At 64.5% G+C, this 24,868-nt stretch carries 21 protein-coding genes; 15 read left to right on the top strand and 6 right to left on the bottom strand.

Going from position 1 to position 24,868, the window contains the following annotated elements:
* The first annotated feature begins 340 nt into the window (after positions 1 to 340).
* The 3 genes from SPH52_RS10295 (at position 341) to SPH52_RS10285 (ending at position 4,511) form a co-directional block, all read left to right on the top strand.
* Positions 341 to 1,321, top strand: a complete 981-nt coding sequence (locus tag SPH52_RS10295; protein WP_411794928.1) for a TAXI family TRAP transporter solute-binding subunit — start codon at positions 341 to 343, stop codon at positions 1,319 to 1,321.
* Between the two features lie 177 nt (positions 1,322 to 1,498).
* Entirely contained in the window at positions 1,499 to 4,069 is a 2,571-nt protein-coding gene (locus SPH52_RS10290; RefSeq protein ID WP_411794927.1) for a TRAP transporter permease, read from the top strand.
* Positions 4,070 to 4,082: 13 nt separating this feature from the next.
* Positions 4,083 to 4,511, top strand: coding sequence for a universal stress protein (locus tag SPH52_RS10285; protein WP_411794926.1), 429 nt, complete (start codon positions 4,083 to 4,085; stop codon positions 4,509 to 4,511).
* Between the two features lie 79 nt (positions 4,512 to 4,590).
* Here SPH52_RS10285 and soxZ read toward each other — a convergent pair whose 3' ends face one another.
* The 4 genes from soxZ to SPH52_RS10265 all read right to left on the bottom strand — a co-directional run bounded on the left by soxZ (position 4,591) and on the right by SPH52_RS10265 (position 8,295).
* Positions 4,591 to 5,418, bottom strand: a complete 828-nt coding sequence (gene soxZ / locus SPH52_RS10280) for a thiosulfate oxidation carrier complex protein SoxZ (RefSeq protein ID WP_411794925.1) — start codon at positions 5,416 to 5,418, stop codon at positions 4,591 to 4,593.
* A 17-nt stretch (positions 5,419 to 5,435) separates the two neighbouring features.
* Complete coding sequence (locus SPH52_RS10275) at positions 5,436 to 6,458, bottom strand: YeeE/YedE family protein (protein ID WP_411794924.1); 1,023 nt, start codon at positions 6,456 to 6,458, stop codon at positions 5,436 to 5,438.
* Between the two features lie 135 nt (positions 6,459 to 6,593).
* On the bottom strand, positions 6,594 to 7,910 hold the full coding sequence (locus SPH52_RS10270; RefSeq protein WP_411794923.1) for an FCSD flavin-binding domain-containing protein: 1,317 nt from the start codon (positions 7,908 to 7,910) through the stop codon (positions 6,594 to 6,596).
* 10 nt (positions 7,911 to 7,920) lie between these two features.
* Positions 7,921 to 8,295, bottom strand: coding sequence for a c-type cytochrome (locus SPH52_RS10265; RefSeq protein WP_411794922.1), 375 nt, complete (start codon positions 8,293 to 8,295; stop codon positions 7,921 to 7,923).
* Between the two features lie 350 nt (positions 8,296 to 8,645).
* Between SPH52_RS10265 and SPH52_RS10260 the strand changes: the two genes are divergently transcribed.
* From SPH52_RS10260 to SPH52_RS10250, 3 genes are all read left to right on the top strand, one after another.
* Positions 8,646 to 9,461, top strand: coding sequence for a DUF2189 domain-containing protein (locus tag SPH52_RS10260; RefSeq protein ID WP_411794921.1), 816 nt, complete (start codon positions 8,646 to 8,648; stop codon positions 9,459 to 9,461).
* 114 nt (positions 9,462 to 9,575) lie between these two features.
* Positions 9,576 to 10,097 carry a molybdopterin-dependent oxidoreductase gene (locus SPH52_RS10255; protein WP_411794920.1) on the top strand — a complete coding sequence of 174 codons (522 nt, stop codon included), beginning with the start codon at positions 9,576 to 9,578 and terminating at the stop codon, positions 10,095 to 10,097.
* A 33-nt stretch (positions 10,098 to 10,130) separates the two neighbouring features.
* Positions 10,131 to 12,314 carry an ATP-binding protein gene (locus SPH52_RS10250; RefSeq protein ID WP_411794919.1) on the top strand — a complete coding sequence of 728 codons (2,184 nt, stop codon included), beginning with the start codon at positions 10,131 to 10,133 and terminating at the stop codon, positions 12,312 to 12,314.
* Positions 12,315 to 12,417: 103 nt separating this feature from the next.
* Here SPH52_RS10250 and SPH52_RS10245 read toward each other — a convergent pair whose 3' ends face one another.
* Positions 12,418 to 13,668 (bottom strand): PQQ-dependent sugar dehydrogenase, encoded by a 1,251-nt coding sequence (locus SPH52_RS10245; protein ID WP_411794918.1) that lies wholly within the window; start codon positions 13,666 to 13,668, stop codon positions 12,418 to 12,420.
* 253 nt (positions 13,669 to 13,921) lie between these two features.
* On the opposite strand from SPH52_RS10245, the gene pqqA reads away from it, so the two are divergent.
* The 9 genes from pqqA to SPH52_RS10200 all read left to right on the top strand — a co-directional run bounded on the left by pqqA (position 13,922) and on the right by SPH52_RS10200 (position 24,183).
* Complete coding sequence (pqqA, locus tag SPH52_RS10240) at positions 13,922 to 13,993, top strand: pyrroloquinoline quinone precursor peptide PqqA (RefSeq protein WP_010627037.1); 72 nt, start codon at positions 13,922 to 13,924, stop codon at positions 13,991 to 13,993.
* Positions 13,994 to 14,052: 59 nt separating this feature from the next.
* The gene (gene pqqB, locus SPH52_RS10235) at positions 14,053 to 14,982 is read left to right on the top strand and encodes a pyrroloquinoline quinone biosynthesis protein PqqB (RefSeq protein WP_411794917.1); all 930 of its coding nucleotides are present in this window, start codon (positions 14,053 to 14,055) and stop codon (positions 14,980 to 14,982) included.
* 63 nt (positions 14,983 to 15,045) lie between these two features.
* Positions 15,046 to 15,825 (top strand): pyrroloquinoline-quinone synthase PqqC, encoded by a 780-nt coding sequence (gene pqqC, locus SPH52_RS10230; RefSeq protein WP_411794916.1) that lies wholly within the window; start codon positions 15,046 to 15,048, stop codon positions 15,823 to 15,825.
* Positions 15,822 to 16,097: a pyrroloquinoline quinone biosynthesis peptide chaperone PqqD gene (gene pqqD / locus SPH52_RS10225; protein WP_411794915.1), complete on the top strand. Its 276-nt coding sequence runs from the start codon at positions 15,822 to 15,824 to the stop codon at positions 16,095 to 16,097. Before pqqC ends, pqqD begins: the two co-directional genes overlap by 4 nt.
* Positions 16,090 to 17,241 carry a pyrroloquinoline quinone biosynthesis protein PqqE gene (gene pqqE, locus SPH52_RS10220; RefSeq protein WP_411794914.1) on the top strand — a complete coding sequence of 384 codons (1,152 nt, stop codon included), beginning with the start codon at positions 16,090 to 16,092 and terminating at the stop codon, positions 17,239 to 17,241. The genes pqqD and pqqE overlap by 8 nt, the downstream gene beginning before the upstream one ends.
* Before the next feature lie 140 nt (positions 17,242 to 17,381).
* Complete coding sequence (gene ercA, locus SPH52_RS10215) at positions 17,382 to 18,545, top strand: alcohol dehydrogenase-like regulatory protein ErcA (RefSeq protein ID WP_411794913.1); 1,164 nt, start codon at positions 17,382 to 17,384, stop codon at positions 18,543 to 18,545.
* Between the two features lie 22 nt (positions 18,546 to 18,567).
* Positions 18,568 to 20,304 (top strand): NahK/ErcS family hybrid sensor histidine kinase/response regulator, encoded by a 1,737-nt coding sequence (locus tag SPH52_RS10210; protein WP_411794912.1) that lies wholly within the window; start codon positions 18,568 to 18,570, stop codon positions 20,302 to 20,304.
* A gap of 116 nt (positions 20,305 to 20,420) precedes the next feature.
* Positions 20,421 to 21,611: a nitric oxide-sensing protein NosP gene (gene nosP, locus SPH52_RS10205; protein ID WP_411794911.1), complete on the top strand. Its 1,191-nt coding sequence runs from the start codon at positions 20,421 to 20,423 to the stop codon at positions 21,609 to 21,611.
* Entirely contained in the window at positions 21,601 to 24,183 is a 2,583-nt protein-coding gene (locus SPH52_RS10200; protein WP_411794910.1) for a NahK/ErcS family hybrid sensor histidine kinase/response regulator, read from the top strand. The genes nosP and SPH52_RS10200 overlap by 11 nt, the downstream gene beginning before the upstream one ends.
* Here SPH52_RS10200 and SPH52_RS10195 read toward each other — a convergent pair.
* Positions 24,165 to 24,845, bottom strand: coding sequence for a response regulator (locus tag SPH52_RS10195; RefSeq protein ID WP_411794909.1), 681 nt, complete (start codon positions 24,843 to 24,845; stop codon positions 24,165 to 24,167). The two genes, SPH52_RS10200 and SPH52_RS10195, sit on opposite strands and share 19 nt — an antisense overlap.
* Between the last annotated feature and the right edge of the window lie 23 nt (positions 24,846 to 24,868).

The raw sequence follows: 24,868 nt of genomic DNA, 5'->3' as shown, positions 1-24,868 counted from the left end.
GTAACAGTCTGGTCAGTGAGCAGTCACGAATTCAAGTCTGAGTGCCTCGCTTCGCCGTCGTGCAGCCCTGAGCGTCCATTCTTGCAATACGCACAGGCCGAGGTGTCGGATTGGCAGGCGGTTAGGAACGCTCATGGGGCATGCATATCAGGAATTAACGTACACTTAACGAAAAGGCGGGCTAGAATCACAATTGAAAAAGACCCATCACTTCTACGTTTTTTTCGCTAAAGTAGAGGGGAACGGTAGTTTCCGCCAGCCAGTTGCCCCAGGCCTGGCTACTCAGGGATCTTGCTTGTCAGCAATGACAGCTAGCCAATAATGTCAATGAGGTGAGTTAATGAAACGCCATGCTTTTTCCGCGGCAGCCTTCTCGGGAGCGCTCCTGGGTGCCGCCATGTTCTCTGCACCGGCCGTGGCGCAGGATCGCTTCATTACCATCGGTACCGGCGGCCAGACCGGCGTCTACTACGTGGTGGGTCAGTCCGTCTGTCGCATGGTGAATCGCGGCAGCGACGAGCACAACATTCGCTGTAATGCCCCGTCCACGGGCGGTTCCGTGGCCAACGTCAACGGCATGCGTAGCGGCGAACTCGACATGGGCGTGGTGCAGTCCGATGTCCAGTATCGCGCCTACCATGGCGAATCCAACTTCGAATCCGACGGCGCCTGGGAAGACATGCGTGCTGTCTTCACCATGCACGGCGAACCGCTGACCGTGGTTGCGCGTGCCGATTCCGGTATCGAGCACTTCACCGACTTCCCCGGCAAGCGTGTCAACATCGGCAACCCAGGCTCCGGCCAGCGCAACACCATGAACGTGGTGATGGAGGCCATGGGTTGGGACACCAATACCTTCTCTCTGGCTTCCCAGCTGGATGCCGCCGAGCAGGCTGCCGCCCTGGCCGACAACAACATCGACGCCATGGTCTATGTGGTAGGGCATCCCAACGGCTCCATTCAGGAGGCCACCACTACCATCGACGCACGTCTCATCCCGGTGACCGGTGACGAGATCGACGCCCTGGTGGAGGAGTATCCCTACTACACCCGTTCGGTTATCCCCGGCGGCTTGTACCGTGGTAACGACGAGGATGTCGAGACCTTCGGCGTGGCGGCAACCTTCGTAAGCTCCACTGCCGTCGATGAAGAAGTCATCTACGAAACCGTCAAGGCGGTGTTCGAGAACTTCGATCGCTTCAAGCGTCTGCATCCGGCGTTCGAGAACCTCAACGAAGAGGACATGATCTCCGATGGCCTGACCGCACCTCTGCATGACGGTGCCGCTCGCTACTATCGTGAGCGTGGCTGGATCGAGTGATGTGGCGTTGAGGGGTAAAGACTCCCTCTGGTGATATGCGCGGACCCTTGGGGTCCGCGCATACGTTTGGAACGGCCACTGGCCTGGAATGAATCGTCTCCTGGAGTCGGCAATCTTCAAGAGCCAAAGCGATCATGGGGCACAACGGTAATGACTAACGAAAAAACAAATCCACACATGCCAGAGGCCGATCTCGAGGATATGGTGGCCTCGAGCGATACCGGGGCGCGCAAGCCGCTGGGAGCCCCTGGAAAGCTGCTGGTCGGCGTGGCGGCTGCCTGGTCGCTGTTCCAGCTCTGGATTGCCTCGCCGCTGCCATTCATGTTCCGCTTCGGGGTCTTCAACGCCACCGAGGCGCGCTCGATTCATCTGGCCTTCGCCATGTTCCTGGCGTTCATGGCCTATCCTGCGTTCAAGCGTTCGCCTCGCGACCGCATTCCGATCCAGGACTGGGTGCTGGCGCTGGTGGGCGCCTTCTGCGCCGCCTATATCTTTCTCTACTATGCCGAACTCTCCAATCGCCCTGGGTCGCCGATCCTGCGCGACGTGATCGTGGGCGTAGTAGGTATCCTGGTGCTGCTCGAGGCGACCCGCCGGGCGCTAGGGCCACCGCTGGCCATCGTGGCCTCGCTGTTCCTGCTCTATTCGCTGTTCGGCCCCTACATGCCGGGCATCCTGGCCCATCGCGGCGTCAGCCTTTACGGCTTGATCAATCACCAGTGGCTGACCACCCAAGGCGTGTTCGGCATCGCGCTTGGTGTCTCCACCAGTTTCGTGTTCCTGTTCGTATTGTTCGGCGCCCTGCTCGACAAGGCCGGGGCCGGCAACTATTTCATCAAGGTCGCCTTCTCGCTGCTCGGACACTATAAAGGCGGGCCGGCCAAGGCGGCCGTTGTTGCCTCCGGCATGACCGGCCTGATCTCCGGCTCCTCCATCGCCAATACCGTCACTACCGGCACCTTTACCATTCCGATGATGAAGCGGGTCGGCTTCTCGGCCGAGAAGGCCGGCGCGGTGGAGGTGTCGTCTTCGGTGAACGGCCAGATCATGCCACCCGTAATGGGGGCGGCGGCCTTTTTGATGGTCGAGTACGTTGGCATCTCCTATGTGGAGGTGATCAAGCATGCCTTCCTGCCGGCGGTGATCTCCTATATTGCGCTGATCTACATCGTGCATCTCGAGGCGCTCAAGGCTGACATGAAAGGCCTGCCGTCGAGCAACCCGGTGCGTCCTTTCCTCAACAAGGCAATCGGCTTCCTGACTGGCCTGATCCTGCTGATGGCGCTCTCGTTTGCTGTCTACTTCGGCCTTGGCTGGCTCAAGCCGGTGCTCGGCGATGCCACGCCCTGGGTGGTGGGTGTCATCCTGGCTGCCGTCTATGTGGGCCTGCTCAAGCTCGGCTCGTTCTACCCGGAGCTGGAACTCGACGATCCCAACTCCAAGGTGATTACGCTGCCGCAGACCCGACCCACGGTCATGGTGGGCCTGCATTACATCCTGCCGGTGATCGTGCTGGTCTGGTGTCTCATGGTGGAGCGCCTCTCGCCGGGGCTTTCGGCCTTCTGGGCCACCGTGTTCATGATCTTCATCATGCTCACCCAGCGGCCCATCACCGCCTTGTTCCGCGGTCGCAGCCAGCTCGCAGCCGACATCAAGGAAGGCTTGCTCGATCTGTGGGACGGTCTGGTAGCCGGCGCCCGCAACATGATCGGCATTGGTATCGCCACCGCCACCGCCGGCATCGTGGTGGGGGCGGTTTCGCAGACAGGCGTGGGACTGGTACTGGCCGACGTGGTCGAGATCCTGGCCATGGGCAACCTGATGCTGATCCTGCTGCTCACCGCCGTGCTCAGCCTGATCCTCGGCATGGGTTTGCCCACCACCGCCAACTACATCGTGGTATCGGCACTGATGGCGCCGGTGATCGTGCTGCTAGGCCAGCAGAATGGCCTGATCGTGCCGTTGATCGCAGTGCACCTGTTCGTGTTCTACTTCGGCATCATGGCCGACGTGACGCCCCCGGTGGGGCTGGCATCGTTCGCGGCGGCCGCCGTCTCCGGTGGCGACCCGCTGCGTACCGGCTTCCAGGCGTTCTACTACAGCCTGCGCACCGCGGCGCTGCCGTTCCTGTTCATCTTTAACACCGACCTGCTGTTGATCGACGTGGGATGGCTCCAAGGGATAGTGATATTCATCATATCCACCATCGCCATGTTGATCTTCGCCGCGGGTACCCAGGGCCACTTCCTGGTTCGCAATCGCTGGTACGAGTCCATCCTGCTGCTGCTCGTCGCCTTCACCCTGTTCCGCCCCGGCTACTGGATGGACAGGATTCACGACCCCTACGAGTCGGTTCCGCCGGCCGAGTTCGCCCAGGCATTGGCCTCCGTGGACGATGGCAGCCAGCTACGCGTACAGATTGCCGGCGAGGATGCCTTCGGCGACCCCATGACCACCTACATTCTGGTGCCGGTGCCACGTGGTGACACGGCCGAGGAGCGCATGGAGCGGCTGGGTATGGAGCTGTGGGTCGAGGGGGATGAAGCCACCGTCGATCTCGTCGAGTTCGGTAGCCTGGCGGCGGATCTCGGCTTCGACTTCGACCAGCAGATTATCGAGGTGATGGCACCGGTGGATCGCTGGGCCAAGGAGTGGATGTGGATTCCGGGCTTCCTGGTGTTCGGCTTGGTCGTGCTGCTGCAGCGTCGCCGTCGTCAGCAGCAGCCGTCGACCGCCCACGCCGCTTGAGGAGGGGGAAAGGATGTACAAGAAGATTCTGCTGTCAGTGGACCTCAACGAGGAGTCCTCGTGGGCCAAGGCGCTGCCTACGGCGCTGACCCTGTGCCGCACTTTCGAGGCCTCGCTGCACGTGGTGACGGTGCTGCCGGACTACCACATGCCGCTGGTCGGCTCCTATTTCCCGAGCGATTTCGCCAAGAAGGCACACCAAGCGTTGTCTGAGGCCCAGCATCGCTTCATCAAGGAGCATGTGCCCGACGACATCAAGGTCCAGTCGGTGATTGTCGACGGCTCGCCCTGGGAAGCGATCGTCAAGGTGGCCAAGAAGCTCGGGGTCGACTTGATCGTCATGGCCTCGCACAACAAGCGCAAGTTCGCCGACTACGTGCTGGGCCCCAACGCCGAGCATGTTGTGCATCATTCCAAGATGTCGGTGATGATCGTGCGCTGAACGCCTGTATGGCATGAAGCAAAGACCCGGCCAACGGCCGGGTCTTTGCTTTTATGCAAGGTGAGCGGGGCGGGATCGATCAGGAGACGTCGAGTTCGGCCACATGCCGGGCCGTTTCGCCGGTGTCGTCCTGCCAGGTGAGCTCGGCCTCGCCACTCTCCTGCGGCGCCAGGAAGAAGCGCAGGTAGGGGTTGGCGGAAACCGATTGGTGGAGCTCCGCCTCGAAGGCGATGTCGCCATTGAGCGAGACGCTGAAGCGCTCGATGATATGGCGTGGCACGGTAGTGCCGTCGTCCTCCTCGCGCAGCCCTGTCTCCATGGGATGGTTGATCAGCGTGCGCACTTCGCCGGGTTCGCCTGCGGCGAGCCCGGATGAGACGCTGACGCGCGGATTGGAGAGCGGGTCCGGCATCTCTCCACCGTTGCGCATCAGACAGCCGCTCACGGTGATACGCACCTCGCGGGAGGCAACGTAGCGCTCGCCCTGGTGACTGGTGGCGATGGCGATCACTTCCTGGGTCTCGTTGAGTCGCACCCGGGTGGATACCTCCGGTTTGCCATTCAACGGAGTGAGACGGAAGGTGGCGATCTCGGGCGACGGGTTGGCATCGGCGAACAGATCGATGCGTTCGATGTAGTCGCCTTCTTCCAGTTCGGCGTCGAAGCTGACCGTCAGCGGCACGGCAGAGCCATCCTCGGAGACATGCGGTAGATCGAGCGTGAGCCCTCGTGTGTGAGGCTCGCTGTCGCCGAGCAGACGTTGAGCGACTTCCAGACGCTGCCAGGCTTCGCTGGCCAGCGCAGGCATGGCGAGCACAGCTAGGCTGAAACCGGCCCCGGCGACGATCAGGTCGCGCAGCAGGCGGCGGCGAGAAATGCCCTGACGAGCGAAGCGGAACGAGCGCATGGATTTCTCCAATAGGGTCATGATTTGGACAACGCCAGTGGCTTGCGGATTCCCAGCCAGGCCCCCAGCACGATGCCTGCCACGGCGACGAAGGAGGTGAGCGACAGGGTCGAGAAGCCAGAGAGTCCCTGGCCGATGGAGCAACCCAGCGCCAGGACGCCGCCCGCGCCCATCAGTGCTCCTCCGGCCATGCTGCGCAGCATGTGTGCCGGGGAGTCGAATGCGCGCAGCTCGTAATCGCGCCGTATCAGTGCCGTGGCCAGTGCCCCCAGCAGTACACCACCCACCACGCTGACGCCGAAGCCGAGGCGGGTGCCGGTAGAAAGCATCAGGTATTGCAGCGACTCGCCGATGGGTGCGACGAAGGTGAGGCTGGCCAGGCGCACCGGCTCGAAGTCGTCGAAGCCGAGCACGCCGGTGGCGAACCAGCCGGCAGGGATCAGGGTGCCTATGACGAGGCCTGCGAACCAGTCGCGTGGCGAAGCGCGAAAATCCCGTCCGGCGAAGGCCCAGGCAGCCAGGCCTCCACCGAGGACAAGGGCCAGCAACCAGCCGGGTAGGCCGATCAGCCGTGGCAGGCTGGAGGCCGGCAGGGTCAGACTGGTGCTGCTTTCGAGCCATAGGCGCAGGGGGGCGAGTACGCCGGACAGCGCCATGTAGGCGGTCAGGCCCAGGCACACCAGCACCAAGAAACTGCGCAGATTGCCGCCGCCGAGAAGCACCAGGGCACGGGCGCCACAGCCGTTGGCCAGGGCCATGCCGTAGCCGAAGAGCAGGCCACCGAGGGGGACCGCCAGCCACGCAAGGGAGGGGGTCGCATACAGCGAGGCGTCGAGCGACACCAGGCCCGCCGCGGCCAGCCCCTGACTGCCGAGTAGGGCCACGCCCATGGCCAGGGCGAAGGCGCGCAGCTTGCGCGTGTCGCCCTGCGTGGCGTTGGCAAGCCCACGCAGCAGGCAGAAGCCGGAGAGCTGGCCAACGGCACCGAAGATCAGACCGAGCGCGAGCCCCACCCAGACGACCAGCTCGGTATGGCTCATGGTGAACGGCTCCTCAAGCAAGATGATGACAAACAGGGTGACGACAAGCGAAAAAGGGCCACCTGCAGATGGCCCTTCATGATGGCGTGCCAGCCTCGATGGCCGAGCAGTATAACGCCTCGCTGCGTCAGGGTGTCAGGCCTCGGAGCCCCAGGTGTCCTGGCAGATGGCGTTGTACCAGCCGACGGCGTATTCGGCTTCCAGGGCGCGTGTGGCATCGGGGGCCCCCAGCGGGCTCAGGCCGCCGGCTCCTTCGACTTCGGCAATGACACCGTCCAGTACGCGATAGACCCCGGCCACCGAGATGCCGTACCCCGGGCCGACCAGGCTGTAGCAGGTGTTAGTCCAGTACGCTTCGGGAGCTGGGCGCGACTCCAGCGAGGCAGCGATGGCAGCCGCCACGACCTTGGCCTGGGCGTTGGCACAGAAGCCCGACTTGGGCATCGGCGCGGCAACGGCAGCGTCGCCGATGACGAAGATATCCTCGACCTGTTGCGACTCGAAGGTTTCCGGCTTGACCGGTACCCAGCCGGAGTCGTCGGTCACGCCGGCGCGCTCGGCGATCCAGCCGGCCTTCTGCGGTGGAATCACGTTGAGCACGTCTGCCTGATGAACGGTGCCGAACTCGGTCTCGACTTCCAGCCGGTCGGCGTCGACTCGGGTCACACGGCCATCGCCTGAGAGCCCCACCCATTCGATGCGGTCGCCATAGAGCTGCTCCCAGCCTTCCATGAACAACCCTTGCTTGGAGAAGTTGTCTTTGGCGTCGAGGATCAGCACCTTGGATTTCGGCTTGTACTGGGCCAGGTAGTTGGCCACCAGGCTGGCGCGCTCGTAGGGGCCGGGCGGACAGCGGAAGGGGTTTGCCGGAGCCACCATGACGAAGGTGCCGCCGTCCTCCATGGCTTCCAACTGGGCGCGAAGCAGCTCCGTCTGGGTGCCTGCCTTCCAGGCATGAGGGGCCTTTTCGGCGGCTTCCTCGTCATAACCCTCCAGAGCATTCCAACGGATGTCGATACCCGGGGAGAGGACAAGCCGGTCATAGTCCAGCTCGCTTCCGGTGGAGAGGCGTACCGTATGGGCGGTGGCGTCGACATCCTCGACCATGGCATGGATCACGCGAACGCCGTAGCGATCCTGCAGCTCGTCATAGCCATGCGAGATGGCGTCCATGCTGCGCAGCCCGCCCAGATGCAGGTTGCTGAAGGGGCAGGTGTAGAAGGTCTCCGCCGGCTCGACCAGGATGACCTCGATCGCCGGATTGGCACGCTTGAGATACTTGGCTGCGGTGGCACCACCGAAGCCGCCACCTACCACGACTACCTTGCCGGCATGCTGGCCGCCGATGGCAAAGGGCGTGATGCCACCGACCAGCGGCAGCAGCGAAGCGGCGCCCAGGCCTTTGAGCAATTGTCGGCGGTCGAGGCCGGAACGTTGAGAATGATTTGTCATGGCGCGCCTCTTACTCCTGCGGTTCTTGTTCTGTTGCAAAAACCTGGTCGGCTTGCGGGTCGATGGCGGCAAAATGGCCGGCCAGGGCGGCGAGTTCTTCGTCGGTGAAACCCTTGGCGATACGGTCCATGATGGTGGTGTCGCCCACTTCTTCATGCTTGAACGCGAGCAGCCGCGCTTCGAGGACTGCGGCAGGCCTCCCGGCGATGGTCGGAACACTGCCAACCAGGCGTCCATCTGTGCCATGGCAGTTGGCGCAGGCAGATGCCATGAGAGCGGTCTGCTCGGAAGAGAAGTTATCCTCGGCGAGACCCGCGGAGGTGATTCCCACGTACAGCAGCGCGCCCAGTATCGGTGCGGCCGCCTTGCGAATGGACCGTTTCATCGACAGGCTCCCTGATGGCGTTGTCTTTTGGTTAATGATTGGTAAACGGAATGTTAGAGGCAAAAGCGAAGTGCCAGAAAGAATACTTCGGCATTCTCTTATGCCTGAATATGGCGTCTCAACGACAGTCTTATTCCCGAAACGCCGGGATCAGGCCTCGGGCCATGGCGCTTGGCACAGTGACGTAACGGAGGAGGCACGATATCTCTCGCTGCGTTGACAACTTTGCGCAGCAGCCTTGCGCGCGGTCAACTACAGTAGAGCTGTACGACAACAAGACGTCGTCCGGACCTCCCGGCCGGAAAGACGCACACATCGTCCTTCTCATGGCGACCAGACGGGGTATGACAATGAATGCAGCCACAAGAAGCGCCGGACACTCCTCCACTCCCAACGTCAAGATCACGATCAATCCGATCGGCATGGACAGGCCTCGGGCCTGGCTGGTGGCCGGCTTCGAGGACTTCCGTCGGGCTACGGCGGTCAGTCTCGCCTACGGCATGTTCTGGGTCGGCTTGAGTATCGCCATCACGGCGGGTGCCATCGTGCTCGACCTGTGGCATTGGCTGCTGCCGCTGGTGGCGGGCTTCATGTTCATGGGCCCGCTGGTGGCGGTCGGTTCCTACGGCATCAGCCGTGCGCTCGAGGAAGGCCGCGCACCGCACCTTGGCGACGCCTTTGGCGCCTGGCGTCCCCACGCGGGGCAACTGGCCATGATGGGCGTGATGATGATGATCTTCTTCCTCGCCTGGATCCGCCTGGCCACGCTGCTGTTCGCGCTCTTCTTTGGCTTCGAGGCGCCGGGGGCGGCGGAACTCTATGCCTCGCTGTTGACCACGCCGGACGGGCTTGGCCTGATCGCCGTGGGTACCGCCGTGGGCGCCGTGCTGGCATTCGGGGCCTTTGCCATCAGCGTGGTCGCCGTCCCGACGCTGATGGATCAGGACCTGACCTTCATGGAAGGCATTGAAGCCAGCGTGCGTACCGTCGCGCGCAACTTCCGGCCGATGTTGCTGTGGGCAGCCATCCTGACCGGTTGCGTACTGATCGGCGTGCTGACCTTCTATATCGGCCTGGCGCTGATACTGCCGGTGCTGGGACATGCCAGCTGGCATGCCTATGAGGATCTGGTGCGCTGTGAGCCGGTGGACAAGGTAGCTTCGTGAAGATGGATCTGGCAGGGGGTTTCCCTGCCGTTTGAGAAGTTTTCTCGTTCTAAACTGAACTTTCCTTGTGATTCGCGTAGGCTGGGGGCTTCCAATGAACACGGAAGCCCCCAGATGCCATCATTACGGCCATGTCGCGCAGTCCTGACCCTTAGCCTGTTGCTTCTCTCCAGCGCCCCACTGCTCGTGATGGCTGATCCGTTACCTCCTCCCGAAGGGGAAGTGCTGCTCAGGGTGACGGGCAACATCGGCCACCCCAACGTTGGCGATGAGCTGCATCTCGATCGGGAGATGCTGATGTCGATTCCGTCACGATCGATCGAGACGAGCACTCCCTGGACCGAGGGAGTCGGTCGCTTCGAGGGACCGCTGCTGCGCGCCTTGCTGGAGGCGGCTGGCACGCAGAGCGAACACGTGCGGGTGCAGGCGCTCAACGAGTATGAGTCCGAGGTGCCGGTATCGGACTTTCACGACTATGACGTCATCCTGGCCATCAAGCGCGACGGCGAGCCCATTGAGGTACGCGACCTGGGGCCGATGTTCGTGCTCTACCCCTTCGATGAACAGCCGGAACTACTCAACGAAACCATTCGCCACCGTTCGGTGTGGCATGTGGGCAGCGTCCATGTCCCGTGACGCTTGTCGAATCCAGGCAAGGGCTGCCGTCGCATGCTGCGCCATCCGTTACGGCTGAGGCTGGGGGCGGCAGCGGCCTTGATATTCTTCACTGCCGCTCTGGTGGTGGTGGGGCTGGCCGCCTGGCGTCAGGAAGAACTCCATCAGAGCGTGATCGGAGATGCCACCTGGCATGCCTACAAGCTCGACCGGGATATCATCCAACTTCGTAGCGACCTGGCGTGGAGGGCGGGAAACGCACGCTCGCTCGAGGCGCTGCAACTGCGCTTCGAACTGATCTACAGCCGTATCAACATGTTGCAGCGGGGTGATGTCAACCAGCTCTTGGCCGAGGTCCCTCTGGTCAATCGGCTCCTGCCCGACTTGATCGTGCTCATGGATGACCTTGACCTCCTGCTCAAGGAGATCGTCCAGCTCGAGGAGGAGGAGCGCTGGGTCTTGTCCGACCGGCTGGAGCGGGTAGGGGGGCTGACCGAGCAACTGATCATTGCCATCAATGCCCACCTTGCCGAATCGGCGACCCGTGACCGCGAAGTTCTGCAGACACTTTATGCCCTGCTATTGGCGCTGATCCTGGCCATGAGTCTGGCCGCGATACTGGTGGCTGTCTTCCTGGTGCGAGAGGCGCGGGACAATGCCGAGGCGCGTCGTTCACTGGAGGCGCTGAGCCGCAAGCTCCAGACCACCGCCCACCGGGCCGAGGCCGCCAGTCAGTCGAAGTCGGAGTTTCTGGCCACAGTGAGCCACGAGATCCGTACGCCGCTCAACGGTGTCATCGGCATGAGCGATCTATTGCTGGATCAGCCGATCGATGCGCAGTCACGGGAATATGTCCGTACCCTGCATGTCAGTGCAGCTCGCCTGCTGGAGCTGATCAACGACATCCTCGATTTCTCCAAGATCGAATCGGGCAAGCTGGAACTCGAGCGGCGCCCGTTCCGTTTGGCTATGTTGATCGGGGATGCCTGCCGGCTCTTCATGCCACGCGCTCAGGCCAAGGGGCTCGAGCTTGTGACTCACATAGCGCCGGTTCTGCCCGAGCAGGTCATGGGAGACCCAGCCAGGCTACGACAGGTATTGCTCAACCTGCTCTCCAACGCCATCAAGTTCACCGAGCATGGCGAGGTTCGCGTCGAGGCGACACTGAGTGTGCAGGGACGCCTGATCCTTGCAGTCAGCGATAGCGGTCCGGGTATCGAGGCGGACAAGCTGGACTGGCTCTTCGAACCCTTCCGTCAGGGAGATGCCTCCACGGCAAGGCGCTACGGTGGTACCGGCCTGGGGCTTGCCATCAGCCGGCGCCTGGCGGAGGCCATGGGTGGCCTCATTGGTGTGGATAGCCGCCCCGGCGAAGGGAGCTGTTTCTGGATCGAGCTGCCGTTGGAGCCGGCACATAGTGACCACGAGCCAGAGTCACTCGAGCCGCCAATGCTGGAGTCGGCACTGGAAGGCAGGGTGCTACTGGTCGAGGACAATCCGGTGAATCAGCAGGTGGCCATGGCGCTGCTGGAGCGCCATGGATGCAGGGTCACCGTGGCCGACAGCGGAAGAAGGGCGTTGGAGCTGGCCGGCCGGAGGGCTTACGACATGATCTTCATGGATGTCCAGATGCCCGGCATGGACGGCTTGGAAACCACTCGGCGGCTGCGCGCGGCGGACGATTGGCGCGCCAGGGTGCCGATCGTGGCAATGACCGCGGGTGGCCCGGGGGCAGAACGTGAGCGCTGCCTGGCAGCCGGCATGACCGACTACCTGGCCAAGCCGCTGCGACGCATCGAGCTGGCGGCTGCGCTGAGACATGGCCTGGTGGGGCCAACCAAGTTCGGTCAGCAGGGAGTGAAGCGGGAGGAGAGTGTACCGGCCGATATCATGGATGAGCAGGTACTTGGTGAGTTGCAGGAGTCGCTGGGACCGGGAGCACTCTCCATCCTGTTTGCCGTGCATCGCGAGCAATTGCAACAGCACGCCGAAAATCTGCAGGCGGCCCTGGAGCAGGGCGACATGGTGTCGTTGGCGGAAGTCGCGCACCGTATCAAGGGCGAGTCGGGCAGCCTGGGCGGGCGCCGTCTTGCCGAAATTGCCGAACGCCTCAAGCGTCTTGCACGAGACGGGCCTCGTGACGAGGCTGCCGTCGAACTCGAGGTGTTGCTGGCCAGCATCCCCGCTACGCTCGAGGCGCTGGAGGGCTGGCTGAACGAGCAGCAGGCAGAGCGTTAGAAGCGCCCGTTCGCCCTTACGGCATTCTTGTGCTGCCCTGTGCGCGTAGGCAACTGCCAGGCCAGGCCTGACATGAGACTGGCCTGGCAAGTGAGGAGGGAGGCTAGGTGTCGGGCTCTATCCGATAAAGTCCACCGTCGCTCTCGTCGGTAAGAACGTAGAGCAACCCATCCGGTCCCTGACGCACGTCGCGGATACGACCCAGCTCATTCTCCAGCAGCACTTCCTCGTGAGAGACCTCATCGCCGTCGAGCACCAGGCGATGGAGTCGCTCGCCATAGAGGGCGCCAACGAAGAGGTTGCCTTGCCAGGCGGCGAACTCCTCGCCGGTATAGAAGGCCAGGCCCGAGGGGGCCAGGGTGTCTTCCCACCAGTGGACCGGCGGAGTAACGCCGGGGGCCTCCTGACCGATACCGATGAATTCGTCGGTGGAGTATTCGCGGCCGAAGGAGACCTGGGGCCAGCCATGATTGTTGCCGGCCTCCGCGATATAGAGCTGATCGCCGCCTCCGGATGGACCGTGATCGATCGCCCATAGCGCACCGGTTTCGGGATGTAGTGCCAGGCCCTGATTGTTGCGGTGGCCGTAGGAGAAGATCTCCGGGCGCAGATTGCCCGGCTCGACGCCGATGAAAGGGTTTTCCTCGAAGGCTCCGCCGTCCTCGTTGAGGCGAATGATCGAACCGCCCGGGTCGGTGAGATCCTGGGATGGGTAGCGGATGCCGCGGTCGCCGATCGAGAACATCACGCTACCATCGCCGGGAAAGACGATACGCGAGCCGTAGTGGCGCCCGGGGGCGGTGCGTGGAACTTGCGCATAGAGCGTCTCGAGGTCGGTCAGCTCGCTGCCGTCGTCGCTCAGGCGGGCGCGGGCAAGCGCCGTGCCGGTACCGTGCTCCTCGTCGCCCATCACCGAGTCGTCGTCGCCGGGGCTGGAGTAGGTGAAGTAGATCCAGCCGTTCTCCTCATAATCGGGATGGACGGCGACATCCAGCAGGCCGCCCTGGTTGCCGCCCTCCGGGGCGGTGAGCTGATCTTCGTCGGTATCGATCTTGGGCAGGTTGCCGACCTCGGTCACTTCGTCACCGTCTACCAGGTAGAGCTGGCCGGGGCGTGCGGTAATCAGCATGCGCTCGTCCGGCAGCCAGGCCACCGCCCAGGGATGCTCGATACCTCCGACCAACTGGGTGACGCGCAGTGAAACCTCTTCCGTCTCCATGCCGGCGGCCACCTCGTCCTCGGTGACCTGCACGTCGGCATGTGCCGTCCCGGCCGCAGCAAGACTGGCGGCAACGGTGAATGCGAGAGGAGTGCGGGCAAAACGGGGAGAGTCGGGAAGTCCATGGTGTCGCATATCGCTTGGCTCCTTGCAGGCGAAGAAGAGAGACGTCAACGGCCTCGGTCCCTGATCAGCGTAGAAAAGCTCTGGTGACGCCTCAAGGCGCGGCCGGCAAGAGGTGGCAGGCACCCAACGAAGGAGGTGATCTCCTTCCAAAGTACAGCCTCCTGGCAAGGCTCAGGGTGTTTTACTGACCTTGCACCGCTGCTCTAGGGCCCCTCTGCTCTAGGGCATGGCTGCCACTCACAAGACCAACAGGAGAGATGCCATGTGGACCAAGCCCAGCTTCCGTGACCTGCGCCTCGGCTTCGAGGTTACCCTCTATATCGCCAACCGTTGATCGTGTCTTCCGCCAAGGGGTCAGTGCTGGCCCCTTTCCGGTACGCGGGAGGGTAAGTCATGCAGGTGCTGATACTCGGTTCGGCTGCCGGGGGTGGATTCCCGCAGTGGAACTGCAATTGTGCCAACTGTCGCGGGGTGCGCCAGGGGCGTGCCGGCCTCAGCCCCAGGACCCAGTCCTCCATCGCCATCAGCATGGATGGCGAGCGCTGGCTGCTGTGCAATGCCTCGCCCGATGTCCGTGCCCAGCTCAGTGCCCATCCGGAACTCTTTCCCAAGCGTGGTTTGCGTGACAGCGGCATCGCCGAGGTACTGCTGGTGGACGCCCAGATCGATCACGTCAGCGGGCTGCTGTCGCTGCGCGAAGGCTGTCCACTTGACGTCTGGTGCACGGCGAGCGTCCACGCAGACCTCTCCACCGGCTTTCCGCTGTTTCCCATGCTGGAGCACTGGAACGGAGGCCTCTCCTGGCGAGAGATCGCCCTGTCGGGTGAGCGCGACTGCTGCACCTTCGAGGTGCCGAGCTGCCCGGGGCTGGAGATCACCGCCCTGTCGCTGCACTCCAATGCGCCGCCCTATTCCCCGCGGCGAGGTTCGCCGGCCGCCGGGGACAACCTGGGGTTGCTGTTTCGCGACACCCTGACAGGCGGCTCGCTCTTCTATGGCCCCGGCCTGGGGCAGCCGAGCGACGCGGCGAGGGTGCTGATGACCAAGGCCGACTGTGTGCTGGTGGATGGCACGCTGTGGCACGACGATGAGATGTCACGCCTGGGAATTGCCGATACCACCGGGCGCGAGATGGGACACCTCGCCCTGGCCGGCGAGCGGGGCATGATCGCCGAGCTCGATGCCCTGCCGGCTGCCACCCGGCGCATCCTGATTCACATCAACAATACCAACCCCATCCTGGATGAGACCTCCACCGAGCGCGCCGTGCTCGAGCGGCATGGTATCGAGGTGGCCCATGACGGCACGCACTTCTCGCTGTAAGCGCCTGGAGACTTGATACCGTCCACTTGGCACGAGCATCAGACATCACGCAGAGGACCCGACATGAGCGCCGCACATGCTTCCGCTACCTACGCTTCCGCCGCTGCCCTGACGCCCGAGGCCTTTCGCCAGGCCCTGCTGGCCAAGGGGGATTACTACCATATTCATCATCCCTACCAGGTCGACATGGCCGAAGGCCGCGCCACGCCCGAGCAGATCCGCGGCTGGGTGGCCAATCGTTTCTATTACCAGGTGATGATTCCGCAGAAGGACGCGGCGCTGCTGGCCAACTGTCCGGACGCCGCCACGCGGCGCCGCTGGATCCAGCGCATGCTCGACCACGACGGCCGTGACGACGATGCCGGCGGCATCGAGGCGTGGCTGGCGCTGGGAGAGGCGGTCGGCCTGCGCCGGGAGGAGCTGATATCCCAGGAGCATGTCCTTCCAGGTGTGCGCTTCGCCGTGGACGCCTACGTCAACTTCGTGCGCCGGGCCAGCTGGCAGGAGGCGGCGATCTCCTCGCTGACCGAGCTCTTCGCGCCCCTGGCGCACCAGAGCCGGCTGGACACCTGGCCGGGTCACTACCCCTGGATCGACGCGGCCGGCTATGGCTACTTCCGCAAGCGCCTCAAGGAGGCGCGCCGTGACGTCGAGCACGGCCTGGAAGTGGCGCTTGCGGTCTGTACGACCGTGGAGAGCCAGCAGCGCGCGCTGGAGATCCTGCAGTTCAAGCTCGACGTGCTGTGGAGCATGCTGGACGCCATGACCCTGGCCTACCAACTGGGGCGACCGCCCTACCACAGCGTGACCGACCGGGCCGTATTCCACCGGGGGCTGGCATGAACGCCTTGGCGGTGCCCAGGCTGCGACCCGGCTGGCGGTTGCAGTGGGAGGAGACCCAGGGCTGCCATGTGCTGCTCTATCCCGAAGGCATGGTACAGCTCAACGACAGTGCCGGCGCGATCCTGGCGCTGGTCGATGGTGAGCGTGATGTCGCCGCGCTGATCGACGAGCTCACCCGGCATTACCCGGAGGCGCCGAGCGAGGAACTCACCCAGGATGTCATCGAGTTCTTCGTCGACGCCTTGCAGCAGGGCTGGATTCACCATGACTGACAGCTCGCCTTTCCCCAGTGGGACGAGCGGCATCGGCCCGCCCCTGTGGCTGTTGGCCGAGCTGACCTATCGCTGCCCCCTGCAGTGCCCATACTGTTCCAACCCGCTCGACTTTGCTCGCTATCGCAACGAGCTCGATACCGACGCCTGGGTCGAGGTGATGCGTCAGGCGCGGGCCATGGGCGCCGTCCAGCTCGGCTTCTCGGGTGGCGAACCGCTGGTGCGGCGCGACCTCGAGAGACTGGTCGACGAAGCCCGGCGGCTCGGCTTCTATACCAACCTGATTACCTCCGGCGTCGGGCTCGACGAGATGCGCATCGCGGCGCTGCGCGAGGCGGGGCTGGACCATATCCAGGTCAGCCTGCAGGCGGCGGAAGCCGAGGTGGCCGCCGCCGTGGCGGGCTCCGCCAAGGCCCATGCCGGCAAGCTGGCCATGGCCCGTGCGGTCAAGGCGGCCGGCTACCCGATGGTGCTCAACGTGGTGCTCCATCGCCACAATATCGACGACATCGACCGGCTGATCGGTCTGTGCGACGAGCTGGGAGCCGATGCCGTGGAGCTGGCCAGTTGCCAGTATTACGGCTGGGCCAGGCTCAACCGTGCCGGGCTGCTGCCGAGCCGTAGCCAGGTCGAGCGAGCCGAGGCGGTGACGCAGCAGTGGCGTGAGCGCCTGGCCTCGCGAGGGCGACAGATGCGGCTGCTGTTCGTGGTGCCGGATTACCATGCCGAGCGTCCCAAGGCGTGCATGGGTGGTTGGGGCGCCATCTTCATGACGGTGGCGCCGGATGGCACCGTACTGCCATGTCACAGTGCCCGGGAGCTGCCCATGCGCTTTCCCAGCGTGCACGATGCATCGCTGCAGGAGATCTGGTACGCCAGCGAGGCCTTCAACCGCTTTCGCGGCGAGGACTGGATGCGCGAGCCCTGCCGCGGCTGCAGCGAGCGCCGCCAGGACCATGGCGGCTGTCGCTGCCAGGCCTATCTGCTGACCGGCGACCCGGCGGCCACCGATCCGGTATGCAGCAAATCGCCGCGTCGCGAGCTGATCGATCAGGCCTGCGCCGAGGCTGCCATCGAGCAGTCGGGGGTCGAGGCGTTGGTAGCGCGACAGGTGAGGAATTCGCGCACTTTCTGGCGCGGTTAGGTATACCCGACCAAGGGCGAAAGGCGGCGGGACGGGCCACCCCATAACATGTCAGGAGAGCCTGTCCGAGGCCATACGACAACAATACACCGCTGACCCCCTGCCTTGGTGCCGGGCAGCGTCGAGCGGGAGGTTCCTGCATGGCTTCCAGCATCACCGAACTACGCAAGTTCGTGGCCCCCGAGATCATCTTCGGCGACGGCGCTCGCCGTGCCGTGGCCAATTACGTGGCTACCTTCGGCGCCGAGCGGGTGCTGCTGGTATCGGATCCGGGCGTCGTCCTGGCCGGCTGGGTCGAGGAGGTGGAGGCGGACCTGGCGACCCAGGGCATTGCCTGCCAGCGCTTCGTCTCCGTCTCGCCCAACCCGCGGGCCGAGGAGGTGATGGCAGGGGCCGCGGCATATCGTGAAATGGGCGCCCAGGCCATCGTGGCCATCGGCGGCGGCAGCCCCATGGACTGCGCCAAGGGGATCGGCATCGTGGTCGCCCACGACGGCCATATCCTCGACTTCGAGGGCGTCGACACCCTGCGCGTGCCGATCCCTCCGCTGATCTTCGTGCCTACCACGGCGGGCACTTCGGCGGACATCTCCCAGTTCGCGATCATCTCCGACCAGCAGCGGCGCATGAAATTCTCCATCGTCAGCAAATCGGTGGTGCCGGATGTCTCGCTGATCGATCCTCAGGTCACCCTGACCATGAGCCCTTTCCTGACGGCCTGCACCGGCGTCGATGCCCTGGTGCATGCCATAGAGGCCTTCGTCTCCACCGGCAGCGGGCCGCTCACCGATGCCCACGCCCTGGAGGCCATGCGCCTGATCAACGGCCATCTCGTCGCGCTGGTAGCCGACCCGCAGAACCTCGAGCTGCGCTCCCAGGTGATGCTTGGCAGCATGCAGGCCGGACTGGCGTTCTCCAACGCCATTCTGGGGGCGGTGCACGCCATGTCGCACAGTCTCGGCGGTTTTCTCGACCTGCCTCATGGGCTGTGCAATTCGCTGCTGCTCGAGCATGTGGTGGCCTACAACTTCGAGGCCGCGCCGGAGCGCTTCACGCGCATTGCCGAGACGCTGGGCATCGACTGCCGCGGGCTGAGCGGCGCCCAGGTCAAGGTGCGGCTGATCGATCACCTGGTCGAGCTCAAGCGTGCCGTCGGCCTGACGGGAAGTCTCGGCAGGCTAGGTGTCCATACCAGCGACGTGCCCTTCCTGACCCGCCATGCCCTCGAGGATCCTTGCATCCTGACCAATCCGCGGCGTTCCGGCCCGCGAGACGTGCAGGTGGTCTTCGAGGAGGCGATGTAATGCTGGATTCGGTGGCCAGCCGATGAAGAAGGTGACCGATCCCGACGGCTATTCGGTCAGCCAGCTGCTGGGGCTTGGCCAGCAGTCGGCGCGCAAGAGCTACTACCCCGAGTTGACGGCGCGCATGGCCGAGCTCGAGGCCGAGCGTAACCGCTACAAATGGCTGTTCGAGAATGCCCTGCACGGTATCTTCCAGGCCTCGCTGGGCGGGCGGCTGCTGGCCGCCAATCCGGCCCTGGCGGCGATGCTGGGCGATGCCGACGTAGATGCGACCCTCGAGCGCTGCTCATCGCTTGCAGCGCTGTTCGCCGAGCCCGGGGAGGCGGAGCGGGTGGCGTCGCTGTTGCACCGGCAGGGGCACCTGCAGGGCCATACCACCTGGCTTGCCGGCAGCGACGGCCGGAGGGTGCCGGTGGCCCTGACCCTGCTGCGCAAGCCGGACCAGGGCGAGGAGATCCTGGTCGAGGGCTTCGTCGCCGACATCACCGAGCGGGAACGGGCCCGCCAGGAGCTGCTGGCGCTCAACGCCCGCCTCGAGGCCCGCGTGCGCGAGCGCACCCAGCGCCTGGAGCAGCTCAATGCCGACCTGGCCGGCGAAGTGGCCGAGCGGCGGTTGATCGAGGAGCAGCTGCGGGCAGCCCGTGACCTGGCCCAGGAAGCCAACCGCAGCAAGGATCGCTACCTGGCGGCGGCCAGCCACGACCTGTTGCAGCCGCTCAACGCGGCGCGCCTGCTGGTCGCCACGCTGCGTGAGCGGGAGCTGGAGGGCGACTGTGGCCGCCTGGTCGACAGCATCCATCTCTCCTTGGAGGGCGCCGAGGAACTGCTCACCGATCTGCTCGACATTGCTCGGCTCGACCAGGAGCGCATCCAGCCGCAGTTGGCGTGCTTCCCTCTCTCTCGCCTGCTTTACGGCCTGGTGGTCGAGTATGCACCGCGCGCCCAGCGCAAGGCGCTGCGCTTTCGCTGGGTGGAAGGCAGGGTATGCGTCAACAGCGACTTCCGCCTGCTCGGCAGAGTACTGCGCAACCTGCTCTCCAATGCTTGCCGCTACACCGAGTCGGGTAGCGTGCTGCTGGGCGTGCGGCGCATTGGCGATGCCGTTTCCATCGAGGTCCACGACAGTGGCCCCGGCATCCCCGCCGATCAGCTCACGGCGATCTTCGAGGAGTACCACCAGCTCAATGCCGAGCGGGCTCGTAATCGCCAGGGGGTGGGGCTGGGCCTGGCCATCGTCGAGCGGATCTGCCAGCGCCTGGGCCTCGAGGTGACGGTGAAATCGACGCCGGGGCGCGGCTCGTGTTTTGCCGTGCGGGTGCCGATCTGTACGCCCGCGCCAGCCCTGCACAGTGCGCCTGAAATCCCGCTGCTCGAATGTCCTCTGCAGGGACGGCGCATGCTGGTGATCGACAATGACAGCCGAATATTGATGGGTATGCAGGCGCTGCTCGAGCAGTGGGGCATGGTGTGTCGCGTTGCCCACGACTTGGAAGAGGTACTGGCACAGCCCCATGAGCCGCCGGAGGTGCTGCTGGTCGACCTGCATCTCGACGGTGGCGAGACGGGCGACCGGCTGGTGGAGAAGCTGCGCCGTCACTGGCAGCAGCCGGCACTGCCGGCGGTAGTGATCACGGCGGATCGCTCCGAGGCCTGGCGGCGGGCCCTGTCCGACGGAGGTATACCGCTGCTGCACAAGCCGGTACGGCCGGGCAAGCTGCGCGCTGTATTGAGCCAACTGCTCGGGCGGGAGCGGCACTGAAGCGATATACGACTTTGGTCCTGACCCTGCGAGTACGCTTCGACACTCAAGTGCTATGTCGCTGCGTTGCACCAGGGCATAGACTGGAAACAGGAACCTGGATTGAGAGGCCTGCCATGCAAATGCCGTTAGCGGTCTCGGAAGTGGATGACGAAGCCTCGCCGGAAGTCCCCCTGCGCGTGGCTCAAACCTCTGCCAACGATCCGGAATTGGCTGCCCAGTACCTGGCCAGTCAACTGCTGAACCCCTATCTCGAGGGGGTGCTGTTCTTCTGCTCCGCGGAGTACGACCTGCCGGCCCTGGCCGCTGCCCTGGAGGCCCACCTGGGGGGCGTCAAGCTGTGCGGCTGCACCACGGCGGGGGAGCTTGGGGTCGATGGCTACTCGCGTGGCTCCATCGTGGCGGTGGGCTTCGATCACCGTGCCTTCACCCTCGATTATCGTCTAATCCGCGAGCTGGATGCTTTCACGCTGCTCGATGCCCAGCGCATCACCGACCAGTTGATGGATCATTGCGTGCGTTCGGGGGTGGCACCGCTCAAGGGGCATACTTTTGCCATGACCCTGCTCGACGGCCTCTCGGCCTGTGAGGAGCAGGTGCTGCTGACCCTGACCTCGGTGCTGGCCGGCATCCCCCATTTCGGCGGTAGCGCTGGCGACGACAACCGCCTGACCGGGACGCACGTCTACGGCGAGGGCGCCTTTCACGCCCAGGCGGCGGTGGTGCTGATGGTCAACACCGAGCTGGATTTCGAGGTGCTCTCGACCCACCACCTGAGGCCACGCGGGGAGAAGCTGGTGGTCACCGCCGCCGATTGCGAGGGGCGCAGGGTGCTGGAACTCAACGCCGAACCCGCGGCGCTGGAGTACGCGCGGCTGGTGGGGTGTTCCGTCGAGGCGCTTAGCCCCGAGGTGTTCGCCCGCCATCCATTGGCGGTGAAGCTGCATGACAAGACCTATGTGCGCGCCATTCAGGGCGTCAATCCCGACCTCAGCCTGAACTTCTACTGTGCGGTGGAGACCGGCATCGTGATGACCGCGATGCACGGCACCGACCTGCTGGAGGATCTCGGCCGCGAGATCGATGCCATCACCGAGCGGCTGGGGCCTGCCGAATGCATCCTCGGCTGCGACTGCTTCCTGCGCCGCTTGGAGCTCGAGCAGGATGGCTTGCAAGCGGCCGCCAAGGCGTTCTACCGGCGCCAACGCGTCCTCGGCTTCAACACCTACGGCGAGCACTGCAACGGTCTGCATCTGAACCAGACCTTCAGTGGTGTCTTCATCGGGCGCTCCCGCCGTGACGTCTGAGCGCGAGCGCGAGCTGGAACGCCAGGTGGCCAAGCTCCAGCGCATCAATGCGGCGCTGATCGAACGCGTCGAGTCGAGCAACCTGCCGCGTACCGCCCCTTATGCTGCCTTCGAGCATGCCGCCCTGCTGGCCGAGCAGGTGCGCGAGCGCACCCGCGCCCTCAACCAGACCCTGCACGAGCTGCGTGCCAGCAACCGGCTGCTGGGCGAGGCGCGCAAGCGTGCCGAGCAGGCCAACCAGTACCTGGTCGATGCCATCGAAAGCATTACCGATGCCTTCGTGCTGTTCGGTGCCGACCAGCGCATCCAGCACTTCAACAGCCGCTTCGCCGAGTTCTGGCGGCCGGCAGGCATCGAGGTCGAGGCCGGCATGACGCTGGAGGAGCTGCGCCGGCTGGCGCTGACCTCGGGGCTGGTGATCAACGAGCAGCTGAAGCAGCGCCAGGGGCGCACCATCTACCAGCTGCACAACGGCCGCTGGGTACAGGTCAACCAGCGGCCGATCCGAGGCGGGGGGCGTGTGATCCTCTACGTCGACATCACCGAGCTCAAGCGCCATGAGCACGCCGAGCGCGAACATGCCTTGGCCCAGAAGTCGCGGCTGCTGCAGGCCACCCTCGACAGCCTCTCCCAAGGGGTGGCGGTGATCACCCACGGCGGCTTGCTGGAAATGCACAACCAGCGCTTCTCGCAGCTCGCCGGAGTCGAAGAATTGACGCTGCCGGCTCCGCTGGCGGCATTGGGGGGTGCCAGTGAGCTGGTGGACCCAACGGATGCGCAGGCCGTGCTGCCGGCCTGCGAGCGTCGTCTCAGTGATGGGCGCGTGGTCGAGGTACGCGGCCACCCCATGCCGGGCGGCGGCCAGGTGCTCACCTATACCGACATCACCGAGCGCATCCGTCAGGCTGAGGCGCTGGCCGAGCGGGAGCGCTGGATTCGCACCATCACCGACCATGTGCCGGCGATGATCGCCTACCTGGACCGCGAACTGCGCTACGTCTTCACCAACCGTGTCTACGAGGAGTGGTACGGTTGGCCCCACGACCTGCTGCTGGGATCGTCGCTGGGCGAACTGCACTCGGCGGAGCACTGTGCGCGGTTGATGCCCTATCTCCAGCGCGTGCTGGCGGGGGAGCGCATCAGCTTCGAGCTACCCGAGCAGAACGTCGACGGCGAGCAGCGTGTGTTGCTGCGCGCCTACGTACCGCACCGCGACAGCGACGGCAGCGTGATCGGCTTCTTTGTGTTGATTCGCGACATCACCGAGCAACGCCGCACCTCCGAGGCCCTGCACCACGCTTACCAGAATCTCGAGCAGCGCGTCCGCGAACGCACCGCGGAGCTGACTCGCGTCAACGCCCAGTTGCGCGAGGAGATCGAGGAGCGCCTGGCAGCCGAGTGCCAGCTGCGCGATGCCAAGACCGAGGCCGAAGCGGCCAATTTGTCCAAGACCAAGTTCCTGGCGGCGGTCAGCCACGACCTGCTGCAGCCGCTCAATGCCGCCAGGCTGTTCGTCGGGGCGCTGGTGGAGCAGGAGATGTCGACGGCCAACCTGGAACTGATCCAGCAGGTGGGGCACTCGCTCAAGGACGTGGAGACGCTGCTCGGCACCCTGGTCGATATCTCCAAGCTGGATGCCGGCGTGGTCACCCCCGAGGTGACTGCCTTCGCCATTCGCGAGCTGCTCGATGGCCTGGCTCGCGAGTATCGCCAGGTGGCCGCCAGCGAGGGGCTGGGCTTCCACTACGTTCCCTCGTCGGCGATCGTCAGTAGCGACATCTCGCTACTGGCCCGGGTGATTCGCAACCTGCTCAGCAATGCGGTGCGCTACACGCCCAGTGGACATCTGCTGCTCGGCTGTCGGCGTCGCCGCGAAGGACTGGAGATCCAGGTGCTCGATACCGGTTGTGGTATCGCCGAGGAGGAGCAGGAACTGATCTTCCAGGAGTTTCGGCGGTTGCCGTCGGCCGTCTCCGCCAGGGATCGCGGCCTCGGGCTCGGGCTCTCCATCGTCGACAAGATTTCACGCATGCTGCGGCAGCCGGTGCGGGTTCGGTCGCGGGTCGGGCATGGCACGCTGTTCGGCGTTCTGCTGCCCTATGCGCAGCGTCTCCAGCCCGGCGAATCTCGCGCGGTGGGACCCAGCGGTGCCGGCAGGGAGCTTGCCGGTCGACGGCTGTGGGTGGTCGACAACGATCCGGCCATCTGCCTGGCCATGCGCCATCTGCTGGAGCGCTGGGGCTGTCAGGTGGTGGTCGCCGAGAGCGAGGAACGCCTTGCCGAGCGGGTCTGCCTGGCCGGCGACGAAAGCGATGCCCTGGTGGTCGACTATCACCTCGATCATGAGCGCAGCGGCCTGGTCCTGGCGCAGCGCATCAATGCCATGCGCGAGCAGCCGCTGCCGGTGCTGGTAATCACTGCCGACCACAGCCGCGAGCTGCGCCAGCAGGTGCGTGAGCTGGGCTTCCAACTGCTCAACAAACCGGTCAAGCCACTGCGGCTGCGCACTACGCTGCAGCAACTGCTGGCCGCTGCTCCGCTCGAAGCAGAGCCTCAGGGCCTGCGCAGGTAGCGGCTGAAGTCGATGTCGCTGGCCGCAAGGATGGCCTGGACCCGGTTGCTCACCCCCAGCTTGCGCAGGATCGCCGAGACGTGGGCCTTCACGGTGGTTTCGGCGATGTCGAGGTGGTAGGCGATCATCTTGTTCGATTCCCCGCGGGTCATGTGCTCAAGCACCTGGAGCTGCTTGCGGGTCAGCATCTCGAGCTGTTGTGCGGAGATGGTGCGCTCGTTCGCCTGCTGGGGGCGGGTGCTGCTGGCGCGCATGGCTTCGGAGGGCAGGTAGATGTTGCCCTCCAGTATCTGGGCGATGGCCTTGATCAGCTGTTCCTTGGGCGACGACTTGGTGAGGAAGCCTACCGCGCCACAGGAGACCGCCTGCAGCATGACATTCTTGTCCTCCTCCGCGGAGATGATCGCCACTGGAATGGTGGGGGCCTCGTTGCGTAGCTGGATCAACCCGGTCAGCCCGTTCATGCCAGGCATATTGAGGTCGAGCAGGATCAGGTCGAGGTCCTCCTCGTCGACGGTCAGGGCCAGGGTGTCCTCGAGGTTCTCCGTCTCCATGAGTTCACTGCCGGGGAAGCCGTCCCCGACCACGCGTGAAATGGCATCACGAAACAGCGGATGATCGTCGGCGATCAGGATTCGGTAGGTGGGGGCGTGGTCTTCCATCTTGTTGTTATCCTCGTGGTAAA

It is taken from the genome of Halomonas sp. A29 (genome assembly GCF_046723295.1).
Taxonomy (GTDB): domain Bacteria; phylum Pseudomonadota; class Gammaproteobacteria; order Pseudomonadales; family Halomonadaceae; genus Halomonas.
The sequence above is the reverse complement of the archived record's forward strand: the minus strand, read 5'-3'. Positions and strand labels throughout refer to the sequence as shown.